The sequence below is a fragment of the Veillonella parvula DSM 2008 genome (assembly GCF_000024945.1).
In the GTDB taxonomy this organism is placed as follows: Bacteria; Bacillota; Negativicutes; order Veillonellales; family Veillonellaceae; genus Veillonella; species Veillonella parvula.
The window spans coordinates 997,669-1,018,148 of record NC_013520.1; the positions used below are offsets into that span (position 1 = coordinate 997,669).

Consider the following 20,480-nt stretch of genomic DNA (forward strand, 5'->3'; position numbering starts at 1 on the left):
GAGGTACTATGATTACAGGCATTGTTGTCAAAAATATGAATGGGTACTTTTATGTACAAGATGATACGGGCACCATTCATGAATGTAAGGTTCGTGGCAGACTTAAGAAAGGTCGTTATAGTTTACTTGTGGGTGACCGCGTTACGATTTCGGAGGATGGGTTCGTTGAATCCATCCATGGACGTCATAATTCGATGGTACGTCCAGCAGTAGCTAATATTGACCAAGTTGTATTAGTTGTGGCTGCCCATGAACCAGATATTAATGAGCTATTACTTAATAAAATGCTCGTTATGATTGAACATGCGGATATACCTATCGTGCTATGTATCAATAAATGTGACCTGATGGATTCAGAGACGGAAACTATGGTTGATCTTTATAAATCAATTGGTTATAAGGTTTTGATGACATCCACATATAATATGACAGGCATCGATGATTTACGTCATGTGCTTCAACATAAGGTAACAGCTTTTGCAGGTCCATCTGGTGTTGGTAAGAGTAGTCTTTTAAATGCAGTAGACCCAAAATTCGCCTTCCAGACTGGGGAGGTAAGTGATAAGATTAAACGTGGCAAACACACCACTCGTCACGCTTCTTTATATAGTTTAGATGCAGATTCTTTTATCATGGATACACCTGGATTTAGTGCTATTGAATTTAATGATGTTTCCCTTGAAAGATTGCCTACATTATTCCCAGAATTTGGTGAATATGTTGATACTTGTAAATTTAGTCCTTGCTATCATGAACATGAACCCATTTGTGGGATTAAAGCTGCTCTAGAAGCTGGTCATATTCATCAAGGACGATATGATGCTTATATGTCTATACGTAATGATATAGAAAGTCAACGAAAGAGGTTTTAATATGATAAAAATTGCACCATCTATGCTTTCCGCAAATTTTGCGGTGTTAAGCGAGGAATTAAAATCTATTGAAGCAGCGGGGGCTGATTTATTACATATCGACATCATGGATGGACACTTTGTTCCTAATCTAACCTTTGGTGCTCCCATTGTGAAAGCCATTCGTCCATATACAAAATTACCATTTGATGTGCATTTGATGGTTACTAATCCTGGTGATTATGTAGAAGAATTTGCAAAAATTGGTGTAGAATATTTTACTTTTCATCAAGAAACTGTACCTCATATGCATCGTTTGATTCAACATATCAAGCAGTGTGGGATGAAGGCTGGTGTAGCATTGAATCCTAGTACACCTGTATCTCTACTAGAAGATGTAGCTGCAGATTTAGATATGATTTTAATTATGTCTGTGAATCCAGGATTTGGAGGACAATCTTTTATTAAGAATGCCATAAAAAAAGTTAAACAAGCTAAGATATTGTTAGAAGAAGTAGACAATTCAACGGCAGTCATTGAGGTGGACGGTGGTATTAACGATATTACTTGTGTACCGATTAAAAGGGCAGGGGCTACAGTTTTAGTTGCTGGTTCTGCAGTATTTGGTGTTGAAGATCGTGCAAGTATGATTGAATCCATTCGCAATAATTAAATAAATATTTTCATAATATTCTATAATTCAAATTTGAACATAAGATCGTACATCAATAAGAAAGAGAATGTATTTAAAATAAGGAGTGAGGAATACTTAAAGAATTCCTCACTCCTTGCTTGCTTTTGCCATGATTTTTTGTTAGAATTATTAGGTATGAAAAATATGCACGTCAGTGGACTTCGGTACTGTGCCTAATTTTGGGTGACCCGAAGGATGAAGCGGCGGAGGTTAATTAACAGGAGGTGCCACAATGGCAGTAGTATCAATGAAACAATTATTAGAGGCTGGTGTACACTTTGGTCATCAGACTAGAAGATGGAACCCTAAAATGGCGAAATTCATCTTCACTGAACGCAATGGTATTTATATCATTGATTTGTCTAAAACAGTTAAAAAAGTAGAAGAAGCTTACAATTTCTTGCGTGAAGTTGCTTCCCAAGGCGAAGTAATCTTGTTCGTAGGTACTAAAAAACAAGCTCAAGAAGCTATTAAAGAAGAAGCTATCCGTGCTAACATGTTCTTCGTTAACGAACGTTGGTTGGGCGGTATGTTGACTAACTTCAAAACAATTGAAACTCGTATTAAACGTTTAAAACAATTGGAAGCTATGGCAGAAGACGGTACTTTCGAAGTATTGCCTAAAAAAGAAGTTATCGGTCTTCGTCATGAAATGGATAAATTGGAAAAATACCTTGGCGGTATCAAAGATATGCCTAAAATGCCAGGCGCTCTTTTCGTAGTAGATCCTAAAAAAGAAAAAATCGCTATTGCAGAAGCTAAAAAATTGGGTATTCCTGTAGTTGCAACAGTTGACACTAACTGCGACCCAGACGAAGTTGATTTCCCAATCCCAGCAAATGATGACGCTATTCGCGCTGTTAAATTGTTGGCTGGTAAAATGGCTGACGCTGTTCTTGAAGGTCGTCAAGGCGAATCCTTCGAAGAAAATGTGGCCGTGAAAGCTGGTACAAATAAAGTTGTTGATGTTGCGTATGCAAAACGTGAAGCGGAAGAAGGCATGAGTGTTAAAGCGCAAAAAGCTGTAGATCATATGGTTGCAGATTCTGCTCAAATGGTTCAAGATGGTCGTGCTTAATTAATATATTTGATTAGCATTTGAAAGATAAATCTATAACATATATAATTGGGGTAAGGACTATATCCTTACCTTAATTAATACTAGGAGGAACATAATAATGGCAATTACTGCTGCTTTGGTAAAAGAATTGCGCGACATGACTGGCGCAGGTATGATGGACGCTAAAAAAGCATTGGTTGAGACTGATGGTAATATCGATAAAGCGGTTGACCTTCTTCGTGAAAAAGGTTTGGCTGCGGCAGCTAAAAAAGCAGGTCGTATTGCAGCTGAAGGTGTAGTACAATCCTACATTCATGCTGGTGGTCGTATCGGTGTTTTAGTGGAAGTTAACTGTGAAACTGACTTCGTTGCAAAAACTGATGATTTCCAAAATTTAGCACGCGACATCGCAATGCAAATTGCAGCTGTAAATCCTACATACTTGAACCGTGAAGAAGTTCCTACTGAAGTCATTGAACACGAAAAACAAGTATTATTGGAACAAGCTAAAGTAGAAGCTGAAGAAGACGTTAAAGCTGGTCGTAAACCAAAACCTGAAGCTGTTTTAGAAAAAATGGTTGCAGGTCGTATTGAAAAATTCTATAAAGAAAATTGCCTATTAGAACAAGTATTCATTAAAGATGGCGATAAAACTGTTACAGACATCATTAATGAAAGTATTGCAAAAATCGGTGAAAACATCAACGTACGTCGTTTTGTTCGCTATGGTTTAGGTGAAGGCATTGAAAAACGCCAAGATGACTTCGTAGCAGAAGTAATGGCATCTGTTGGTAAATAATTAATAAACAATAAGAGAACACCGTACAGTGTTCTCTTATTTTGCAATAGAGGAGTAAAAATATGGCAAAAAGAAAGTTTCGACGTATTGTTTTAAAGTTGAGTGGTGAAGCATTAGCAGGTGAACAAGGTTTTGGTATTAATCCTGATGTTGTCGAAGAATTTGCAAAAGAAATTGCTGCTTTAGCAAAATCCACTGATTTAGAAATCGCGATTGTTGTTGGTGGCGGTAACCTATGGAGAGGTTTAGCTGGTAGCAATCAAGGTATGGATCGTGCTACTGCTGACTATATGGGGATGCTAGCAACAGTGATGAACTCCTTAGCATTGCAAGATGCATTAGAGCAAGCTGGTGTAGATACACGTGTTCAAACAGCTATTGAAATGCAAGAAATTGCAGAACCTTATATTCGTCGTCGCGCTATTCGTCATTTAGAAAAAAAACGTATCGTTATCTTCGGTGCTGGCCTTGGTAAACCTTACTTCTCTACAGATACAACAGCTGCATTACGGGCCGCTGAAATTGAAGCCGATGCTATTTTAATGGCAAAGAAATTTGCAGATGGCGTATATGATTCTGACCCTAAGACAAATCCTAATGCTGTTAAATTTGATGAATTAACATATAACGAGATTATCACAAAAGAATTAAAAGTAATGGATGCTACATCTACAACTTTATGTAAAGATAACAATATTCCTATTATTGTATTTAGCATGGATATTCCTGGTAATATTACAAAAGCTGCTAAAGGTGAAGAAATAGGGACCATTGTTCGAGGAGAATAATTCATATGGAAATTAAAGAATTGTTACAACAAGCAGAAGACCGCATGAATAAGTCTATTGAGGCTTTAAAACATGAATTCGCATCTATTCGTACAGGCCGTGCTAGTGTAGCACTACTTGATAAAGTAATGGTTGATTACTATGGAAGTCCATCACCCATTAATCAAGTTGCGAATATCTCCGTGCCTGAACCTCGCATGATTGTGATTGCACCTTGGGATAAAACAATGATTGGTGCTATTGAAAAAGCAATTTTACAATCTGATTTAGGTTTGAACCCTGGTAATGATGGTGCACAAATTCGTTTAAGTATTCCTCAATTAACTGAGGAACGTCGTAAAGAAATCGTTAAAGTAGTTCATAAAAAGGCTGAAGATGCAAAAGTTGCAGTGCGCAACATTCGTCGCGATGTAAATGAAGCATTAAAAAAAGAAGAGAAAGCTAAAACGATTACTGAAGATGATGCTAAAGACGGTTTAGATCAAATCCAAAAGCTTACCGATGCTAAAGTTAAGCAAATCGATGAGTTAAAAGTAGTAAAAGAAAAGGACGTATTAGAAGTATAATGTTTGATTCTAATAGCCTTATTGGAATACCATGGCAGCTTGCAAAGTCTCGTTTGCAGGCTGCCCACATTCCTTTTAAGGTAATGATTGGTGGATCCTTTAATCGCTTCTTTGAAATTTCAGATAAAGGATTTTATGTGGCACGTATTACAAAGGTTGATGAGTGCTTACATATACTACTATATAGACCAATGATTGCCAGCGACTTCGGAAATTCTATCGAGGTAGACTATGCTAAAGAAATTATTTAACCGTAAACGTTCTGATACGCCTGTCATTGATCGTAATATAATTCCACAACATGTTGCTATTATTATGGATGGTAATGGACGATGGGCTAAACGCAGAGGCATGCCGCGCTCCATGGGGCATCGTGCTGGTGCAGATGTATTAAAAGAAATTGTTATGGCCGCAGATGAGATCGGAATTAGAGCTCTTACGGTATATGGTTTCTCCACGGAGAACTGGAAACGTCCTGAACAGGAAGTTTCTTTACTTATGTCTCTTATAAAAGAATACTTAAATAATAATGTTAAGTATATGCATGAACATAATGTACGCATTCGATTTATTGGTTTTATTGGAGGGCTTTCAGAAAACCTACAAAAAATCATTCAAGATGCAGAATTATTAACTCAGAATAATACAGGCCTCACATTACAGTTAGCGATTAACTATGGTGGGCGTGATGAAATAGTTAGAACTATCCGCGACATTGTAAAATCCGTTGCGGATGGCGTTATTACAATGGACAAAATTACTGAAGAATATGTAAGTTCTCAATTATTCACTAAAGAGTTTAGTGATGTAGATTTATTAATTCGTCCTAGTAGTGATTTTAGAATTAGTAATTTTTTGTTATGGCAACTAGCGTATGCTGAATTTTGGTTTACCGATTTGCATTGGCCAGATTTTACTAAGGAAACTTTACTTGAAGCTGTGGCGGCATATCAGAAACGAGAACGCCGATTTGGTGGCTTATGTGATGAGGAATAAAAAATGTTAAAAACACGTGTTATTACCGCTGTTATTGGTTTTATTATTGCCTTAGGGGCCATTACATTTGGTGGATTAGTATATGATGTGCTAATTACACTTTTAGCTTTATTAGGGTGGCGTGAGTTTGTATTACTTGGTAAAGCTAAACGTGTTCGGATATCCATTATATGGGGATATATTAGTATTTTATTGCTAATGATTGCTCTTGCATGTCATCAGTATATTATAGCTATAGCTATTTTAGTATTAAGTTTATTTGCCAATTATATGTTGTGTACATTTGGTGAAAGTAAGTACTCGATGTCTAGTGTATCCTTTAGTGTATTTGGTTTATTATATATTGGTATGGGTATGACTTCATTACTCTTGATTCGTCATGACTCAATTTACATGGATTTATCAATGCCTTTTGAACTATATAACTGGGGCACTATTACACTTTGGTTATTATTGTTTACTACTTGGGCTAGCGATACCTTTGCATACTTTTCAGGTCGAGCTTTTGGTAAACGTAAAATAGTACCATCCATTAGTCCTAATAAAACACTAGAAGGTTTTATTGGTGGATTTATCGGCTGTATCCTTACAGGTGCAGTATTTTCGTATATCGTTGGCATTCCTTGGTGGATGGGAATCCATGTAGGTATGATTAGCGGTATATTAGCACCATTAGGTGATTTGTTTGAATCAAAGATTAAACGACTATGTAATGTAAAAGATTCTGGTACATTATTACCAGGTCATGGCGGTGTATTGGATCGCTTTGATAGTTTATTATTTGCGGCTCCCATTACATTAGTATATATATTGCTATTTTCGTACTAATTTTATAGAGGTACACTTATGAAATACCTAAGTATTATCGGCAGTACTGGCTCAATCGGTACACAGACGCTTGATGTGGTGTCTCAACATCCAGATCAATTCAAGGTGCTTGCCTTAGTGGCACATCATAATATTGACCTCTTAGAACATCAGATTAAAGAATATAAACCTTTGGTGGCTGGTCTTGTAGATGAAGGTGCTTTCAAAGAATTACAAGCACGCTATACAGGTCCTACAAAATTGATAGGTGGTAAGGAAGCCCTCATTGCAGCAGCTACAATTCAAGAAGCAACAATGATTGTTACTGCTATTGTAGGTGCTGCGGGAATTGAGCCTACAGTGGAAGCTATAAAACAAGGGAAAACTATAGGTCTTGCTAATAAAGAAACTCTTGTTGCTGGAGGTCCATTAATTACGGCTTTAGCTAAAGAACATGGCGTGCAAATCCTACCTATCGATAGTGAACATAGTGCTATATTTCAGTGCTTAGAAGGACAGAAACGTGATAATGTTGATTCTTTAATTGTCACTGCTTCTGGTGGACCTTTACGCACATGGGATTCTAGTAAAATTCAAACTGCAACTGCTGCAGATTGTTTGCGACATCCTACCTGGAATATGGGTAATAAAATAACTATAGACTCTGCCTCTTTATTCAATAAAGGCTTAGAGGTAATAGAAGCTCATTGGTTATTTGGTTTTGATTTTGATCATATTGATGTAGTAGTACATCCTCAAAGTATTGTTCATTCTATGATACGTATGAAGGATGGTGCGATATTAGCGCAAATGGGTAATCCAGATATGCGCGAGCCCATTCAATATGCTTTGACGTATCCCAAACGTGAAGTTTTAAGTATGAATCATCTTGATTTTAGTCAAGCACTACATTTGGAGTTTTTACCTCCACGGTATGACGATTTTCCTGCACTTCGACTTGCGTATGAGGTGGGACGTGCTAGTGGATTTAAACCTGCTGTATTTAATGCAGCTAATGAAACGGCAGTATATGCCTTTTTAGAAGATAAAATCGCCTTTGGTGATATTTATAAAGTCGTTACTTCTGTTCTTGAATCTATGGGACCAGAAGATGATTTTACATTAGATAATTTATTATCCATCGATAGATGGGCCCGTGAAAAGGCAACATCGTTGATGTTATAGGAGAATATATGATTACGGCATTAGCCACAATATTTGTATTTGGTTTAATTGTGTTTATTCATGAATTAGGCCATTTTATTACAGCTAAGATGTCAGGTATGCAAGTTGATGAATTTGCTATAGGTTTTGGTCCAGCCATATTTAAAGTACAAAAAGGGGAAACTTTATATTCTATTCGTATAATTCCTCTTGGAGGATTTAATCGTATTGCTGGTATGACACCTGACGAGCCTCTTAATGAGCGCTCCTTTTATAATAAACCTGCGTGGAAAAAATTTATTGTTATTTCTGCAGGGGCTGTATTTAACTTTATATTAGCCATTGTACTTTTCTTTGGCCTAAATGTGACTGTAGGAAATCTTACATATACAAATGAACCTGTAATTGGTAACATTATTGCGGGTAGTTCTGCAGAACAGGCTCATTTAGAAGCTAACGATAGAATTATTACGATTGATGGTAAAAAAATTAGTACTTGGGATGATATTCGTCCTAGCTTACAAGGCACAGCAAACCATGGTGTAACTGTTGTTGTAGAGCGTGAAGGACAAACTATAGAGACTACGGTAATACCTAAAATGGAACAAGATAGTCCTAAGATTGGCATCTACCCTAGCTTTACTCGTGAAACTTATAGTATTGGTGAATCTTTGAGCCTTGCTGTTAGTCGGACGGGGCAAACTATTGTTGCTATGGTCAGTGGGATTTACGATATGATTCGTGGCACACAAGCAGCCGAATTATCTGGTCCAGTAGGAATTTCCCAAATGGCAGGTACTATTGCACAATCAGGATTTGCACCACTATTAAGTTTTGCTGCATTCCTTAGTATTAACTTAGGGGTTATTAATCTTTTACCATTACCTGTTTTAGATGGTGGTCACTTGATTATTATCTTGGCGGAAGCTATAACAGGCCGTAGATTACCTGCTAAAGCTCTTATGTATATACAAATGGTTGGGGTTGCCTTAATGGTAGCATTATTCTTATATGTAACAACGCAGGATATTTTCCGTTTACTATAAGACAGATGGGAGATTACAATGATTGTACGTAAACCAACAAATGGTATCTATGTAGGTACAGTTAAAATCGGCGATTATGCACCGGTAAGTATTCAATCTATGATTACTACGGATCCAGTACATACAGAGAAGGCAATTGCAGAAATTAATCATTTAGCAGAGGCTGGTTGTGAACTGGTTCGTGTCGCCGTTCCTACAATGGCATCTGCAAAGGCTTTAAAGGCTGTTAGAGCGGGCATTTCAATTCCTTTGATCGCCGATATTCACTTTGATTATAGATTAGCTTTAGAAGCTATTGAAAATAATGTTGATGGATTGCGCATTAATCCAGGAAATATTGGTGGTGAAGATAAGGTTTTAGCCGTTATTGAAAAGGCAAAACCTAAACAAATCCCAATTCGCATTGGTGTTAATGCAGGCTCTTTACCAAAGCATATTCTCGATGCTCATGGAGGACATCCTACAGCGGATGGTATGGTTGAAACAGCTTTAGAACACGTAAGAATTTTAGAAAAACTCGATTATCGTCAAATGAAATTATCCATTAAAGCAACGGAAGTACCTCTAATGGTGGAAGCATATCGTAAGTTATCTGATAAGATTCCTTATCCGTTACATTTAGGTGTAACAGAAGCTGGTACTATTAAACAAGGCACTATTAAATCTGCTATGGGGATTGGTGCATTATTGCTCGATGGCATTGGTGATACATTACGGGTATCCTTAACTGGAGATCCAATTCACGAAATTGAAGTAGGTAGAAGTATTTTAAGTAGCTTAGGATTAAGAAATTTTGGGGCCACTATGATATCTTGTCCTACATGTGGTCGTTGCCAAGTAAATTTATTTGATATGGCTGGTATTGTAGAAGAACGTCTAGCATCCATAAAAGCGCCTATTAAGGTTGCCGTTATGGGGTGTGTTGTAAATGGTCCAGGGGAAGCGCGTGAGGCCGACTTTGGTATTGCTGGTGGTGATGGTCAAGGTATTATTTTCCGTAAAGGGAAAGTTATTAAGACTGTACCAGAAGCTGAATTAGTAGATACATTGTTTAGAGAAATTGACCAATATTTAGAAAATTTAGATGAGGAGTCTTTATGTTAGCCACTAAATTATATGCACCTACATTGCGTGAGGTTCCATCTGACGCTGATGTAGTAAGCCAACAGCTTATGCTTCGCGCTGGTTTTATGCGTAAAACTGCAAATGGTTTATATAGTTTTTTACCATTGGGTTGGAAAAGTATTAAAAAGATTGAAGCTATTGTACGTGAAGAAATGGATCGTGCTAGTGCTCAAGAAATTATGATGCCAATTTTACAGCCTGCAGAAATTTGGAAAGAGTCTGGCCGTTGGAATGCATATGGCGCAGAAATGATGCGTATCAATGATCGTCATGATAATGAGTTTTGTCTAGGACCAACACATGAAGAGATGATTACAACCCTCGTTAAAAATGAGATTAACTCATATCGTCAATTACCAGTCAACTTATATCAAATTCAAAGTAAATTCCGTGATGAGCGCCGTCCACGTTATGGCTTGATGCGTAGCCGTGAATTCATTATGAAAGATGCTTATTCTTTTGATATAGATGAAGCGGGTTTAGATGAATCCTATAAATCTATGTACGATGCATATACACGTATTTTTACACGTTGTGGTCTTACATTCCGCCCAGTAGAGGCTGATAGTGGTGCCATCGGTGGTAGTGGTACGCATGAGTTCATGGCCATTGCTGAAGCTGGTGAAGCTGATATCGTATATTGTACTAAGTGTGATTATGCAGCTAACATTGAAATCGGCAAGCCTGGTATCATGAAGCAAGACGAAGAAGTTCTTCATGAGTTATCTGTTGTGGATACACCAAATGCGAGTTCTATTGAAGCTGTGGCAGACATGTTAAATTTACCATTACATAAAACTATTAAAGCGGTGGTATTTTCTATTGATGGTAAAGTGGTATTAGCCATTGTTCGTGGTGACCATGAAGTAAATGAAGTCGCTGTACAACATGCCGTACTTGGCTCTGTAGAGCCTGAGATGGCTACCCCTGAAGAATTGGAAAAAGTAGGTTTAACAGCTGGCTTTATCAGTCCTGTAGGATTACAACAAACAGATGAATTTGCTATCGTTGTTGATGAATCTGTTATGGAAACTTACAATGTTTGTGGTGGTGCTAATAAAAAAGATGCTCATTATGTTAATATCAATCCAAAACGGGATTTTAATGTAGAAGACATTATTGTTGCTCCAATTCGTTTGATCACGAAGGACGATGTGTGTCCTAAATGTGGTGGCGCTTTAGAACATGCTAAAGGCATCGAAGTGGGTCAAGTATTTAAATTGGGTACAAAGTATTCTGAAGCATTACAAGCTACATTCTTAGATCAAAATGGTCGTCCTAATCCAATGATTATGGGTTGCTATGGTATCGGTGTATCTCGTACACTAGCTGCTGCTATTGAGCAATATCACGATGAAAATGGTATTATTTGGCCACGTTCTATTGCTCCATTTGAAGCAGTTATTGTCCCAATTAATGCAAAAGACGAAGCATTAATGGCTACCAGTCAAACTATTTATACTGCATTACAAAATGCTGGTGTAGATGTATTGTTAGATGATCGTAAAGATCGTGCAGGTGTTAAGTTCAAAGATGCTGATTTGATTGGTTATCCACTTCGCATTACAGTAAGTAAAAATACTCTTGAGAATAACGAAGTAGAAATTCAAATCCGTAAGTCTGGAGAAGCTCTTCCATGTGCTATTGATTCTGTAGCTGATAAAGTAACAGAATTGCTTCAAGACTTATAATAGAATTGCGATTCTAGTGAAAGTTCATTAGGGTCGCAATTTTTCTTTCTAAACTTGAATTAATAGATTAAATAAGTCATAATTAAATGATAGAATATTTGGAATGGAGGTGCTATATGCTTGTAGATTTTCATATGCATTCCATCTTTTCAGATGGTGTTGAAACACCTAAAGATCTATTGCAACATGCCATAGACTGTAATGTATCTATGATGGCTTTAACCGATCATGATGAAATAGACGGTCTTCAAGCATTGCGTGTTGCTCAAAAAGAGTTAGATCCTAATGAATCTATTAAAATCGTAAATGGCTGTGAATTTAGTGCTGATTATAAAGATAAGTCAATTCATATTTTAGGATATTGTTTTGATGAAAATAATAAAGATTTAATCGATTTTATTACGTTTTTTAAAGGAAAACGTGAAGAACGTATCGATGAAATTATTCGTCGTTGTAACAATGAAGGATATTATATTACAAAAGAAGAGCTCATTAAACAATTTCCTGATACTAAAGCTTATGGTCGCCCACATATTGGTAAACTTTTAATTGATGGTGGTTATGCCAAGGATATTAATGATGTATTTAAAGGTATTCTTCGAAAAAATAGTCCTTGCTATGTTCCTAAGGTAAAAGTAGAGGTTCCTTATATTATTGATATTATACATAAAGCTGGAGGACTTGCTGTTATGGCTCATCCTAAATTGGTTACCAGTGATGAATATGTGTTGGAAATGTTAGATTATGATTTTGATGGTATGGAGGTATATCACTCAAAGCATAATGATGATGATGTGGAGCGATATAAAGAATTCGCTAAAAAGCATAAGCTATTTATTACTGGTGGTTCTGATTACCATGGTATTGTAGGCAAGAAACCTGATAGATTTGGTGATTACTTAGTATCTGGTAAGGATGTATCAGAATTTATTAGTTTGTTATAAATGACGAGGTAGGCTATGGAAGTCGTTGCATTTGTTGGTAGTAGTGGCACAGGTAAAAGTCATCGTGCCCTCGTAGTTGCTCATGAAAATAAAATTGAATGTATCATCGATGATGGTATTTTGATTCATGATAATAAAATTGTAGCTGGCTTTTCTGCAAAAAAAGAGTCTAGTCGTTTAAAAGCTGTTCGTCGTGCTATTTTTCAAGACGAAGTACAAGTTAAATCCGTACGAGAACAATTAGATAAGATTAAACCTAATAAGCTTATGATTATCGGCACTTCTGATAATATGGTTAAGAAGATTACTAAAGCTTTAGGCTTACAAGAACCTGATCGATATATTCGTATAGAAGATGTTGCAACACCTAAGGAAATTGAAAAGGCACAACATGCACGTCTTAAAGAGGGTAAACATATAATTCCTGTGCCGACTATGGAATTAAAGCCACACTTTAGGGGGTATTTGATCGATCCAATCAAAACCATGTGGCGCCGCAGGACTTTGAAAAAACAAGATCAAGATACCTTAGGTCAAATTGGTTCTGAAGGATTTGAACGTTCTGTTGTACGTCCTGCTTTTAGCTACTATGGTCGACTCACTTTTGACGATGAAGTAATTATTAAATTGATTAGAAATGGGTTAAAAAAAGTAGCTGGTGTCGATGAGACCAGTATAATTTCTTTTAAAAAAAGCGACAAAGGTCAAAACGGTCTTGTTGTTGATATGGCTGTAGTTATTGAACATGGATATCCTGTTAAACCGTTGATGCAACAGGTACAAAAATCTGTTCGCAATGAAATTGAATATATTACCGGCATGTCTATTGAACGCATGTCTATTAAAGTTAAGAATATTATTGAAACAAAACGTAAGATTGTTAAAGTGTAGGAGTTAGAATGAAGTCTTATTATATTTACACCTATGGTTGTCAAATGAATACTGCCGACTCTGAGCGATTATCGCATCAGCTGGAATCTGTTGGGTATATACCAACAGAGAATGTTGAAACTGCAGATTTAATTCTGCTAAATACTTGTGCAGTGCGTGAAAATGCAGAAACTAAAGTTTATGGGCGTATAGGTGAGCTAAAAAGACTAAAACGTAATAATAAAAACTTGATTATCGCCGTCACAGGATGTATGGCTCAAAAAAATCAAGCAGAAATGTTTAAACGAGCTCCTCATATTGATATTGTATTAGGCACTCATAATATTCAACATATTAACGAGATGATTGAAGAAGTACAACATGGACATACGCATCAAATCAGCGTAGATATGGATAACACTGTATTACCTGAATTAGAGGCAAAACCAAATGGCTCTTTTTATGCATGGGTACCTATTATGAATGGCTGTAATAAATTTTGCACCTATTGTATTGTTCCCCATGTACGTGGTAGAGAGATTAGCCGACCTGTAGAGGCCATTGTTAAAGAGGTTACAGACCTAGGGGTTAAAGGATTTAAAGAGATCACTTTATTGGGGCAAAATGTAAACTCTTATGGCCTAGATTTTAAAGATGGTACAGATTTTGGTACATTAGTTGATGCTCTTGATGGTATTCCTGGTATAGAACGTATTCGCTATATGACAAGTCATCCTCAAGATATGAGTAAGTCTATGATTGATGCTCTTGGTAGGTCATCCAATATTGTGACGCATTTACATTTACCTATTCAATCTGGTTCCAATCGTATTTTAAAGAAAATGAATCGTCATTACACGGTAGAGCATTATAAAGAATTGCTTTCTTATTGCCGTGAAAAAATAAAAGATGTGGTGGTGACTACGGATATCATCGTAGGTTTCCCAGGAGAAACCGAAGATGATTTCCAAGCTACATTACAATTATTAAAAGATGTGCGTTATGACATGGCGTATACGTTCATTTACTCTAAGCGATCTGGAACGCCAGCAGCAACTATGGATGATCAAATTCCAGAAGAGATTAAGCGCGTTCGCTTACAAACATTGATGGATGTACAAAATGAAATCTCTTATGAATTAAATAAACCTATGGAAGGACAAGTATTTGATATTATTGTAGAGGGACCAAGTCCTCGTGATGAAGATATGTGGTTCGGTCGTACATCTGGTAATAAAATGGTTTTATTCCCTAAGGATGACTCCCTATCAATTGGTCAAACTGTACCAGCTCATATCGATAAAGCTCAAACATGGGTTTGTTATGGTAGTATTTTAAAATAAACTATTAGAATCAAAAAAGAACTCGTCACTATTATGTTAACTCTAAGGTTAGATTTTTTATCTAAAATTAGTTTGCTAAACATGTGGTGGCGATGTTCTTTTTTACCATAGATGCTGATTAGAAATCATATGTGTTATAATAATAGAATAATATAAAAGTTGTATTTTGAAGACATTCATAGGTATGAACACCATTTACATTTTGTATTTCTACAAAGAAGGTGTAACTATGAAACTTGATTTAAACGCTGTAGGCGAAACGGCATTATTGACACTATATGCGAGAGCGAAAGATTACGAGTCTGAACAATCCGTTTTGAAGGATAAAAAATCCTTGGAGATTATAAATCAGATTGAGTATGATTTTGATCAATTTAAAGATGTTAAGATGTCCTATTATGGCATTTTAGGACGGGCTAAAGTTATCGATAATGAGATACGAAAGTTTATATCTCTTTATCCAGATTGTATCGTCGTATCATTAGGTGCTGGTTTAGATACTATGTTTTATCGAGTCGACAACGGTTATATTGATTGGTATAATATCGATTTTGCCGGAGTGATTGAGGCACGTTCACAATTTTTTGAGCCTCATGAACGAGTACATAACGTAGTGAGCTCTATAACTGATGAATTGTGGACTAAAAATATTGAGATAAATGGCCGAAAACTATTGCTTGTTAGTGAAGGGGTAGTTATGTATCTTACACTGGATGAAATGAAGCAATTCTTAGGCTTACTGACTGATTCTTTTGAAGAATTTACCTTATATCTTGATATGATTTCTCCTTACGTGGCAAAACGTAGTAAACAACATGATATGCTCAGTAAGATGGATGTTACTTTTCAATGGGGAACTAAGGATGGTCATGAAATTGTAATTATGAATCCTAAACTTAAACAAACTGGACTGATTAATTTTACAAGAAGTATGTTGTCCTTAGCGCCTATTGTTTATAAATTGTTGTATCCGTTCATATATTTGTTCAATAACCGCATGGGTATATACGAATATAAGCGGAATCTGTGATATGACTCATAATATATGAGGTGAATATGAGTAAAAAGCAAACACCTATGATGGAGCAGTATTTAGATATTAAATCTAGATACTCTGAAGAATTACTGTTCTTTCGCTTAGGTGACTTTTATGAATTATTTAATGATGATGCTTTAGTTGCATCTCGTGAACTTAATATTACCTTAACAGGTCGACCTACAGGAGATGAGGAACGCACACCGATGTGTGGCGTTCCTTTTCATGCTGCTGAAAGCTACATTGAAACGCTCGTTAAAAAGGGGTATAAGGTTGCTATTTGTGAGCAATTAGAGGATCCAAAAGCGGTAAAGGGCATCGTTAAGCGCGATGTTATAAAAGTCATTACACCGGGGACGGTGATGACGGAGAATGGCAACGATGCAAGGTCAAATAACTTTTTATCATTATTTTATATGGTAAAAGATGCGTGGATTCTTGTGTTTTCCGATGTATCTACAGGCGAAGTTATTTGGCATCGCATTACAAATTGTGAAAAACGCAGTGATATGTACGATGCACTTAGCATGTATCGACCAAGTGAAATCATATTGCCTGAAGGAACGATATTACCGCAAGATATTCGAGATTTTATTGAAAACCAATTTAGTAATGTCGTATTTTCTCCTTTTTCTACCTACTATACACAGCGTGAAGTATCTGAAAAAGCTGTCACTCATTTTGGTGATTTAGGCCTTATGGAAGAGGACGTATGGGAAGCTTTAGGTTATATGCTTTTATATTTAGAAGATATAATTAAGTCTGAAATTTCTCATATCAACTATGTACATCAATTAAGTGTAGGTAATCGCCTCATTCTTGATACATCTTCTTTGCGTCACCTTGAAATTACTCACAATTTACGTGATGGTGGTCAAAAAGGTACTTTACTTGATGTGCTAGATCGTACGTTGACACCAATGGGGGCACGCCTTTTAAAACAATGGCTTGAAAGCCCGTTAACTGATGTAAATCAAATTCAACGTCGCCAAGCGGCCGTGGCAGAACTCATTACACGCGGTGCTGAACGCTCTCATATTCAAAGCTTTTTAGATTGTATTTACGATTTTGAACGTATCGTTGGCCGTGTTGAAACCGGATCTGTATCTCCAAGAGATTTAACAGCTCTTCGTGAGTCATTAGCAGTTTTACCGGATATTAAGAATGTATTAAGTACATGTTCAAGTCTAGCTTTAACGTCGATTAATGAACGCATTCATGATCATAAAGATATTTATGACTTATTATGTCGTGCTATTGCAGAGCAACCAGCGTTGACATTAAAAGATGGTCGAGTTATTAAAGATGGCTTTAATGCTGATTTAGATGAGCTACGTTCTTTAGCGACTAATAGCGAGCAATGGCTCGCCAAGATGGAAGCGGATATTAAAGAAGCTACAGGGCTTTCAAAAATTAAGACTGGTTATAATAAAGTGTTTGGTTACTATTTTGAGGTATCACATAGTAAATCAGAACAAGTGCCAGATTATTTTATTCGAAAACAAACCTTGGCCAATGCTGAGCGTTATATTACACCTGAGTTGAAAGAGTTTGAAATTAAAATTCTCAGTGCAAAAGATAAAATCATTGCGTTGGAGCACGAACTATATCAACAATTGCGTAATGATATTAAGCTCGTTATCAAAGCGGTACAAGAAACGGCTCGAGCTCTTGCAGACCTTGATGTATTATGCTCATTAGCATTAGTTGGATACGAAGAAAACTATATTTGTCCAACTATTGTAATGAATGGTCAAATCAATATTCGCGATGGTCGTCATCCTGTTATTGAAAAGTTCTTAAAACGTGAGGTATTCGTACCAAATGATATCGTTTTAAATCATGATGAAGAAGAATTTTTACTCATTACAGGCCCTAATATGGCAGGCAAGTCTACTTATATGCGTCAAGCGGCTATTTTAATGATTATGGCACAGATTGGTTCCTTTATTCCCGCTCGTGAGGCATCTATCTCACCTGTGGATCGTATTTTTACACGTGTCGGTGCTAGTGACGATATTTCTACTGGACAAAGTACATTCATGGTGGAAATGAAAGAGGTAGCTTATATCTTAGAGAATGCTACTCACAATAGCTTGATTATTCTTGATGAAATTGGTCGGGGGACGAGTACCTTTGATGGCTTAAGTATTGCACAAGCCGTAGTGGAACATATTTGCAAGCATATTCATAGCAAGACTTTATTTGCAACGCACTACCATGAATTGATTTGCTTAGAAGAAAGCTATAGTAAATTAAAAAATTATACCGTTGCAGTTAAAGAAAAAGGGAAGGATGTTGCTTTCTTGCGCCGCATCATTAAAGGTGGTGCAGATCGCAGTTATGGTATCCATGTTGCTAGACTTGCGGGCCTACCTAACTCTGTATTAAAACGAGCTGAAGTGATTTTGGAATCGTTGGAAGATCAAAGTCACGATGCAAGTGATTTAAATAATCGAGTTATGGGGGCTCAACTTACTAATGTAGCAAAAACAGCTGTTAAGCAAGTTAGTGATTCCCCACTAGGCAATTTATTTACACATTCCGTAGTAGATAGCTTATTGGAAGTCGATGTAATGAGTATGACTCCAATTGAAGCATTAAATAAATTATATGAACTACAAGAGGAGGCTCGTAAAGGAGGCGGGAAATAATGGCAACCATTCACGTATTGGATGAAACGACAATCAATAAGATAGCTGCCGGTGAAGTCGTTGAACGTCCCGCATCAGTTATTAAAGAGCTCATAGAAAACTCTATTGATGCGTCTGCCACTAATATTGAGGTTGAAATTGGTGAAGGCGGTGTGGCCTATATGCGGATTACTGATAATGGTATCGGTATGACGGAGGAAGATGCTCGCTTGGCGATTCTACGTCATGCAACCTCTAAAATTCAACAAGTAGAGGACCTCTTTGATATTGCGTCCCTAGGCTTCCGTGGGGAGGCCTTGGCTAGTATTGCCTCTGTATCTCATTTCTCTTTGATTACTCGTAAAGCAGACTCTGATTTGGGGACTCGTATTACTGTTGATGGCGGCATTTTTACCGATTGCATTCCTTATGGTGCGGCACCTGGTACAACTATCGAAATTAAAGATTTATTTTATAATACGCCGGCTCGTCGTAAATTTTTAAAGACGGAGCGTACAGAAGCCTCTAAAATTCAAGATATTGTAGGGAAATTAGCTCTAAGTAATCCACATATTTCTTTTAAGCTTATCATCGATGATCGGGTAGCTATTATTACACCAGGAAATGGCGATATTAGTGATACTGTAGCTGCACTATATGGATATAAAACTAAAGATGATATTTTTACTGTTGCCTATGAAAGTGATTCTATCTATATCGATGGCGTAGTGAGTAAGCCTACACTTCTTAAAAGTACAAGGATATGGCAGACCATTATCGTCAATAATCGAGTGATTTCTGATAAAACCATAATGAAGGCTATCGATAATGCATACCATGCACTATTACCGAAAAATGGTCATCCTTTGGTGGTACTAAATATTACTGTGCCTGCGAGAATGGTTGATATAAACGTACACCCTCGCAAGAGTGAAGTTAAATTCTCAGATGATAAGATTATATTTAAAGCCGTATATCACGGTATCTTAAATGCTTTAAATAATCCACTCCATGAGAGATACGAACGAGAGTCATCATCTTATATGACTGGTACAGTTGATAATATATCCGATAAATATGGTAATGATATTGCTAGTAATAGTGATAGTAATATTAAGAATTTTAGTTCTAATAGTACATCCTTAGCCGGTAATACTACTTATGATTCTTATCAAACACCTACTGTTGTACACGATTCGATGCAGTCTGCTGAACATATAGCAACAGCTATAGATTATGATAAGGTTTTTGGTGGACGCCGTACAAAAGGCTATGAAGTCATGCGCGGTGAAACTTCGCAGTTTGTGGAAAACCTTAAAACTAAGGGGTATACACCACCTGCACCTAAGGCTACTTATGAACAATCCTCTTTTGTAGATGAAAGTTTTGAAGCTGTTCCTACTGCATACACTAGTTATACTACGGAAGATGTAGAGAAGTTTAAATCCTTGTCTCATGATATTCGTAACGAAGAGGTAGAAGAGCGTACAATTCATAACTCGGGCTTTTTACCAATGGGGCAAGTTGCATCTTGTTATATATTAGCAAAAAAAGGTGATGATCTATATATCATAGACCAACATGCGGCGCATGAGCGTGTGCGTTATGATAAGTTGTGTAAGTCTTCTGAATCGATTCCTATGCAATCTATTTTGGTTCCTCAATATAATGAGGCCACAGATGATGAAATGAATTTAGTAGAGGAAGAACGAGAAATATTACTTGATCTTGGTTTCGATGTAGAGCTGGGTGGTCCTACTAAGATAAAATTAGTAGGAGCTCCTGTAGATTTGGTAGAGTCAAAAGCTTTTGAAATTCTCCAATATGTATTCTCTTACTTACATGATCATCAACAGCCTACTAAGGCTCAATTACGACATGAAATGTTAGCCTATGCGTCTTGCAGAGGGGCAATCAAGGCAGGTCATAATTTAAATATGTATCAAATGACTACTTTAATTGAGGACTTATTTAGTACCGAAAAACCATATGTATGTCCTCATGGTCGTCCTACGATAATCAAATTTACACCTGATGAATTAGGTAAATTATTCTTACGGTCTTAAC

Annotated in this window: 19 protein-coding genes; all 19 read left to right on the plus strand. The window is 36.7% G+C overall.

Going from position 1 to position 20,480, the window contains the following annotated elements:
* Positions 1-8 precede the first annotated feature (8 nt).
* The 19 genes from rsgA (at position 9) to mutL (ending at position 20,479) form a co-directional block, all read left to right on the plus strand.
* Positions 9-872 carry a ribosome small subunit-dependent GTPase A gene (gene rsgA / locus VPAR_RS04330; protein WP_012864314.1) on the plus strand — a complete coding sequence of 288 codons (864 nt, stop codon included), beginning with the start codon at positions 9-11 and terminating at the stop codon, positions 870-872.
* 1 nt (position 873) lies between these two features.
* Positions 874-1,524, plus strand: a complete 651-nt coding sequence (gene rpe / locus VPAR_RS04335) for a ribulose-phosphate 3-epimerase (protein ID WP_012864315.1) — start codon at positions 874-876, stop codon at positions 1,522-1,524.
* A 253-nt stretch (positions 1,525-1,777) separates the two neighbouring features.
* Complete coding sequence (rpsB, locus tag VPAR_RS04340; RefSeq protein WP_012864316.1) at positions 1,778-2,623, plus strand: 30S ribosomal protein S2; 846 nt, start codon at positions 1,778-1,780, stop codon at positions 2,621-2,623.
* A gap of 100 nt (positions 2,624-2,723) precedes the next feature.
* Complete coding sequence (gene tsf, locus VPAR_RS04345) at positions 2,724-3,404, plus strand: translation elongation factor Ts (protein WP_004695689.1); 681 nt, start codon at positions 2,724-2,726, stop codon at positions 3,402-3,404.
* Positions 3,405-3,466: 62 nt separating this feature from the next.
* The gene (gene pyrH, locus VPAR_RS04350) at positions 3,467-4,192 is read left to right on the plus strand and encodes a UMP kinase (protein WP_008713845.1); all 726 of its coding nucleotides are present in this window, start codon (positions 3,467-3,469) and stop codon (positions 4,190-4,192) included.
* A gap of 5 nt (positions 4,193-4,197) precedes the next feature.
* Positions 4,198-4,758, plus strand: a complete 561-nt coding sequence (gene frr, locus VPAR_RS04355; protein ID WP_008713847.1) for a ribosome recycling factor — start codon at positions 4,198-4,200, stop codon at positions 4,756-4,758.
* Positions 4,758-5,009, plus strand: coding sequence for a hypothetical protein (locus VPAR_RS04360; RefSeq protein ID WP_004697100.1), 252 nt, complete (start codon positions 4,758-4,760; stop codon positions 5,007-5,009). Before frr ends, VPAR_RS04360 begins: the two co-directional genes overlap by 1 nt.
* Complete coding sequence (gene uppS, locus VPAR_RS04365) at positions 4,990-5,754, plus strand: undecaprenyl pyrophosphate synthase (RefSeq protein ID WP_008713849.1); 765 nt, start codon at positions 4,990-4,992, stop codon at positions 5,752-5,754. Before VPAR_RS04360 ends, uppS begins: the two co-directional genes overlap by 20 nt.
* 3 nt (positions 5,755-5,757) lie before the next feature.
* Complete coding sequence (locus VPAR_RS04370; protein WP_012864317.1) at positions 5,758-6,582, plus strand: phosphatidate cytidylyltransferase; 825 nt, start codon at positions 5,758-5,760, stop codon at positions 6,580-6,582.
* Positions 6,583-6,600: 18 nt separating this feature from the next.
* Positions 6,601-7,746, plus strand: coding sequence for a 1-deoxy-D-xylulose-5-phosphate reductoisomerase (locus VPAR_RS04375; protein ID WP_012864318.1), 1,146 nt, complete (start codon positions 6,601-6,603; stop codon positions 7,744-7,746).
* Positions 7,747-7,754: 8 nt separating this feature from the next.
* A complete protein-coding gene (gene rseP, locus VPAR_RS04380; protein ID WP_008600853.1) occupies positions 7,755-8,771 on the plus strand; it encodes an RIP metalloprotease RseP in 1,017 nt (338 codons plus the stop codon).
* An 18-nt stretch (positions 8,772-8,789) separates the two neighbouring features.
* On the plus strand, positions 8,790-9,875 hold the full coding sequence (ispG, locus tag VPAR_RS04385; RefSeq protein WP_004695704.1) for a flavodoxin-dependent (E)-4-hydroxy-3-methylbut-2-enyl-diphosphate synthase: 1,086 nt from the start codon (positions 8,790-8,792) through the stop codon (positions 9,873-9,875).
* A complete protein-coding gene (locus tag VPAR_RS04390; RefSeq protein WP_012864319.1) occupies positions 9,869-11,587 on the plus strand; it encodes a proline--tRNA ligase in 1,719 nt (572 codons plus the stop codon). The genes ispG and VPAR_RS04390 overlap by 7 nt, the downstream gene beginning before the upstream one ends.
* Positions 11,588-11,703: 116 nt before the next feature.
* Positions 11,704-12,531 carry a PHP domain-containing protein gene (locus VPAR_RS04395; RefSeq protein ID WP_012864320.1) on the plus strand — a complete coding sequence of 276 codons (828 nt, stop codon included), beginning with the start codon at positions 11,704-11,706 and terminating at the stop codon, positions 12,529-12,531.
* Positions 12,532-12,546: 15 nt separating this feature from the next.
* Entirely contained in the window at positions 12,547-13,422 is an 876-nt protein-coding gene (locus VPAR_RS04400) for an Asp23/Gls24 family envelope stress response protein (protein WP_004695710.1), read from the plus strand.
* An 8-nt stretch (positions 13,423-13,430) separates the two neighbouring features.
* Positions 13,431-14,744, plus strand: coding sequence for a tRNA (N6-isopentenyl adenosine(37)-C2)-methylthiotransferase MiaB (gene miaB / locus VPAR_RS04405; RefSeq protein WP_012864321.1), 1,314 nt, complete (start codon positions 13,431-13,433; stop codon positions 14,742-14,744).
* A gap of 229 nt (positions 14,745-14,973) precedes the next feature.
* Positions 14,974-15,774, plus strand: coding sequence for a class I SAM-dependent methyltransferase (locus VPAR_RS04410; protein WP_012864322.1), 801 nt, complete (start codon positions 14,974-14,976; stop codon positions 15,772-15,774).
* Between the two features lie 26 nt (positions 15,775-15,800).
* A complete protein-coding gene (gene mutS, locus VPAR_RS04415; protein WP_012864323.1) occupies positions 15,801-18,434 on the plus strand; it encodes a DNA mismatch repair protein MutS in 2,634 nt (877 codons plus the stop codon).
* Positions 18,434-20,479, plus strand: a complete 2,046-nt coding sequence (mutL, locus tag VPAR_RS04420; protein WP_012864324.1) for a DNA mismatch repair endonuclease MutL — start codon at positions 18,434-18,436, stop codon at positions 20,477-20,479. The genes mutS and mutL overlap by 1 nt, the downstream gene beginning before the upstream one ends.
* Position 20,480 lies beyond the last annotated feature (1 nt).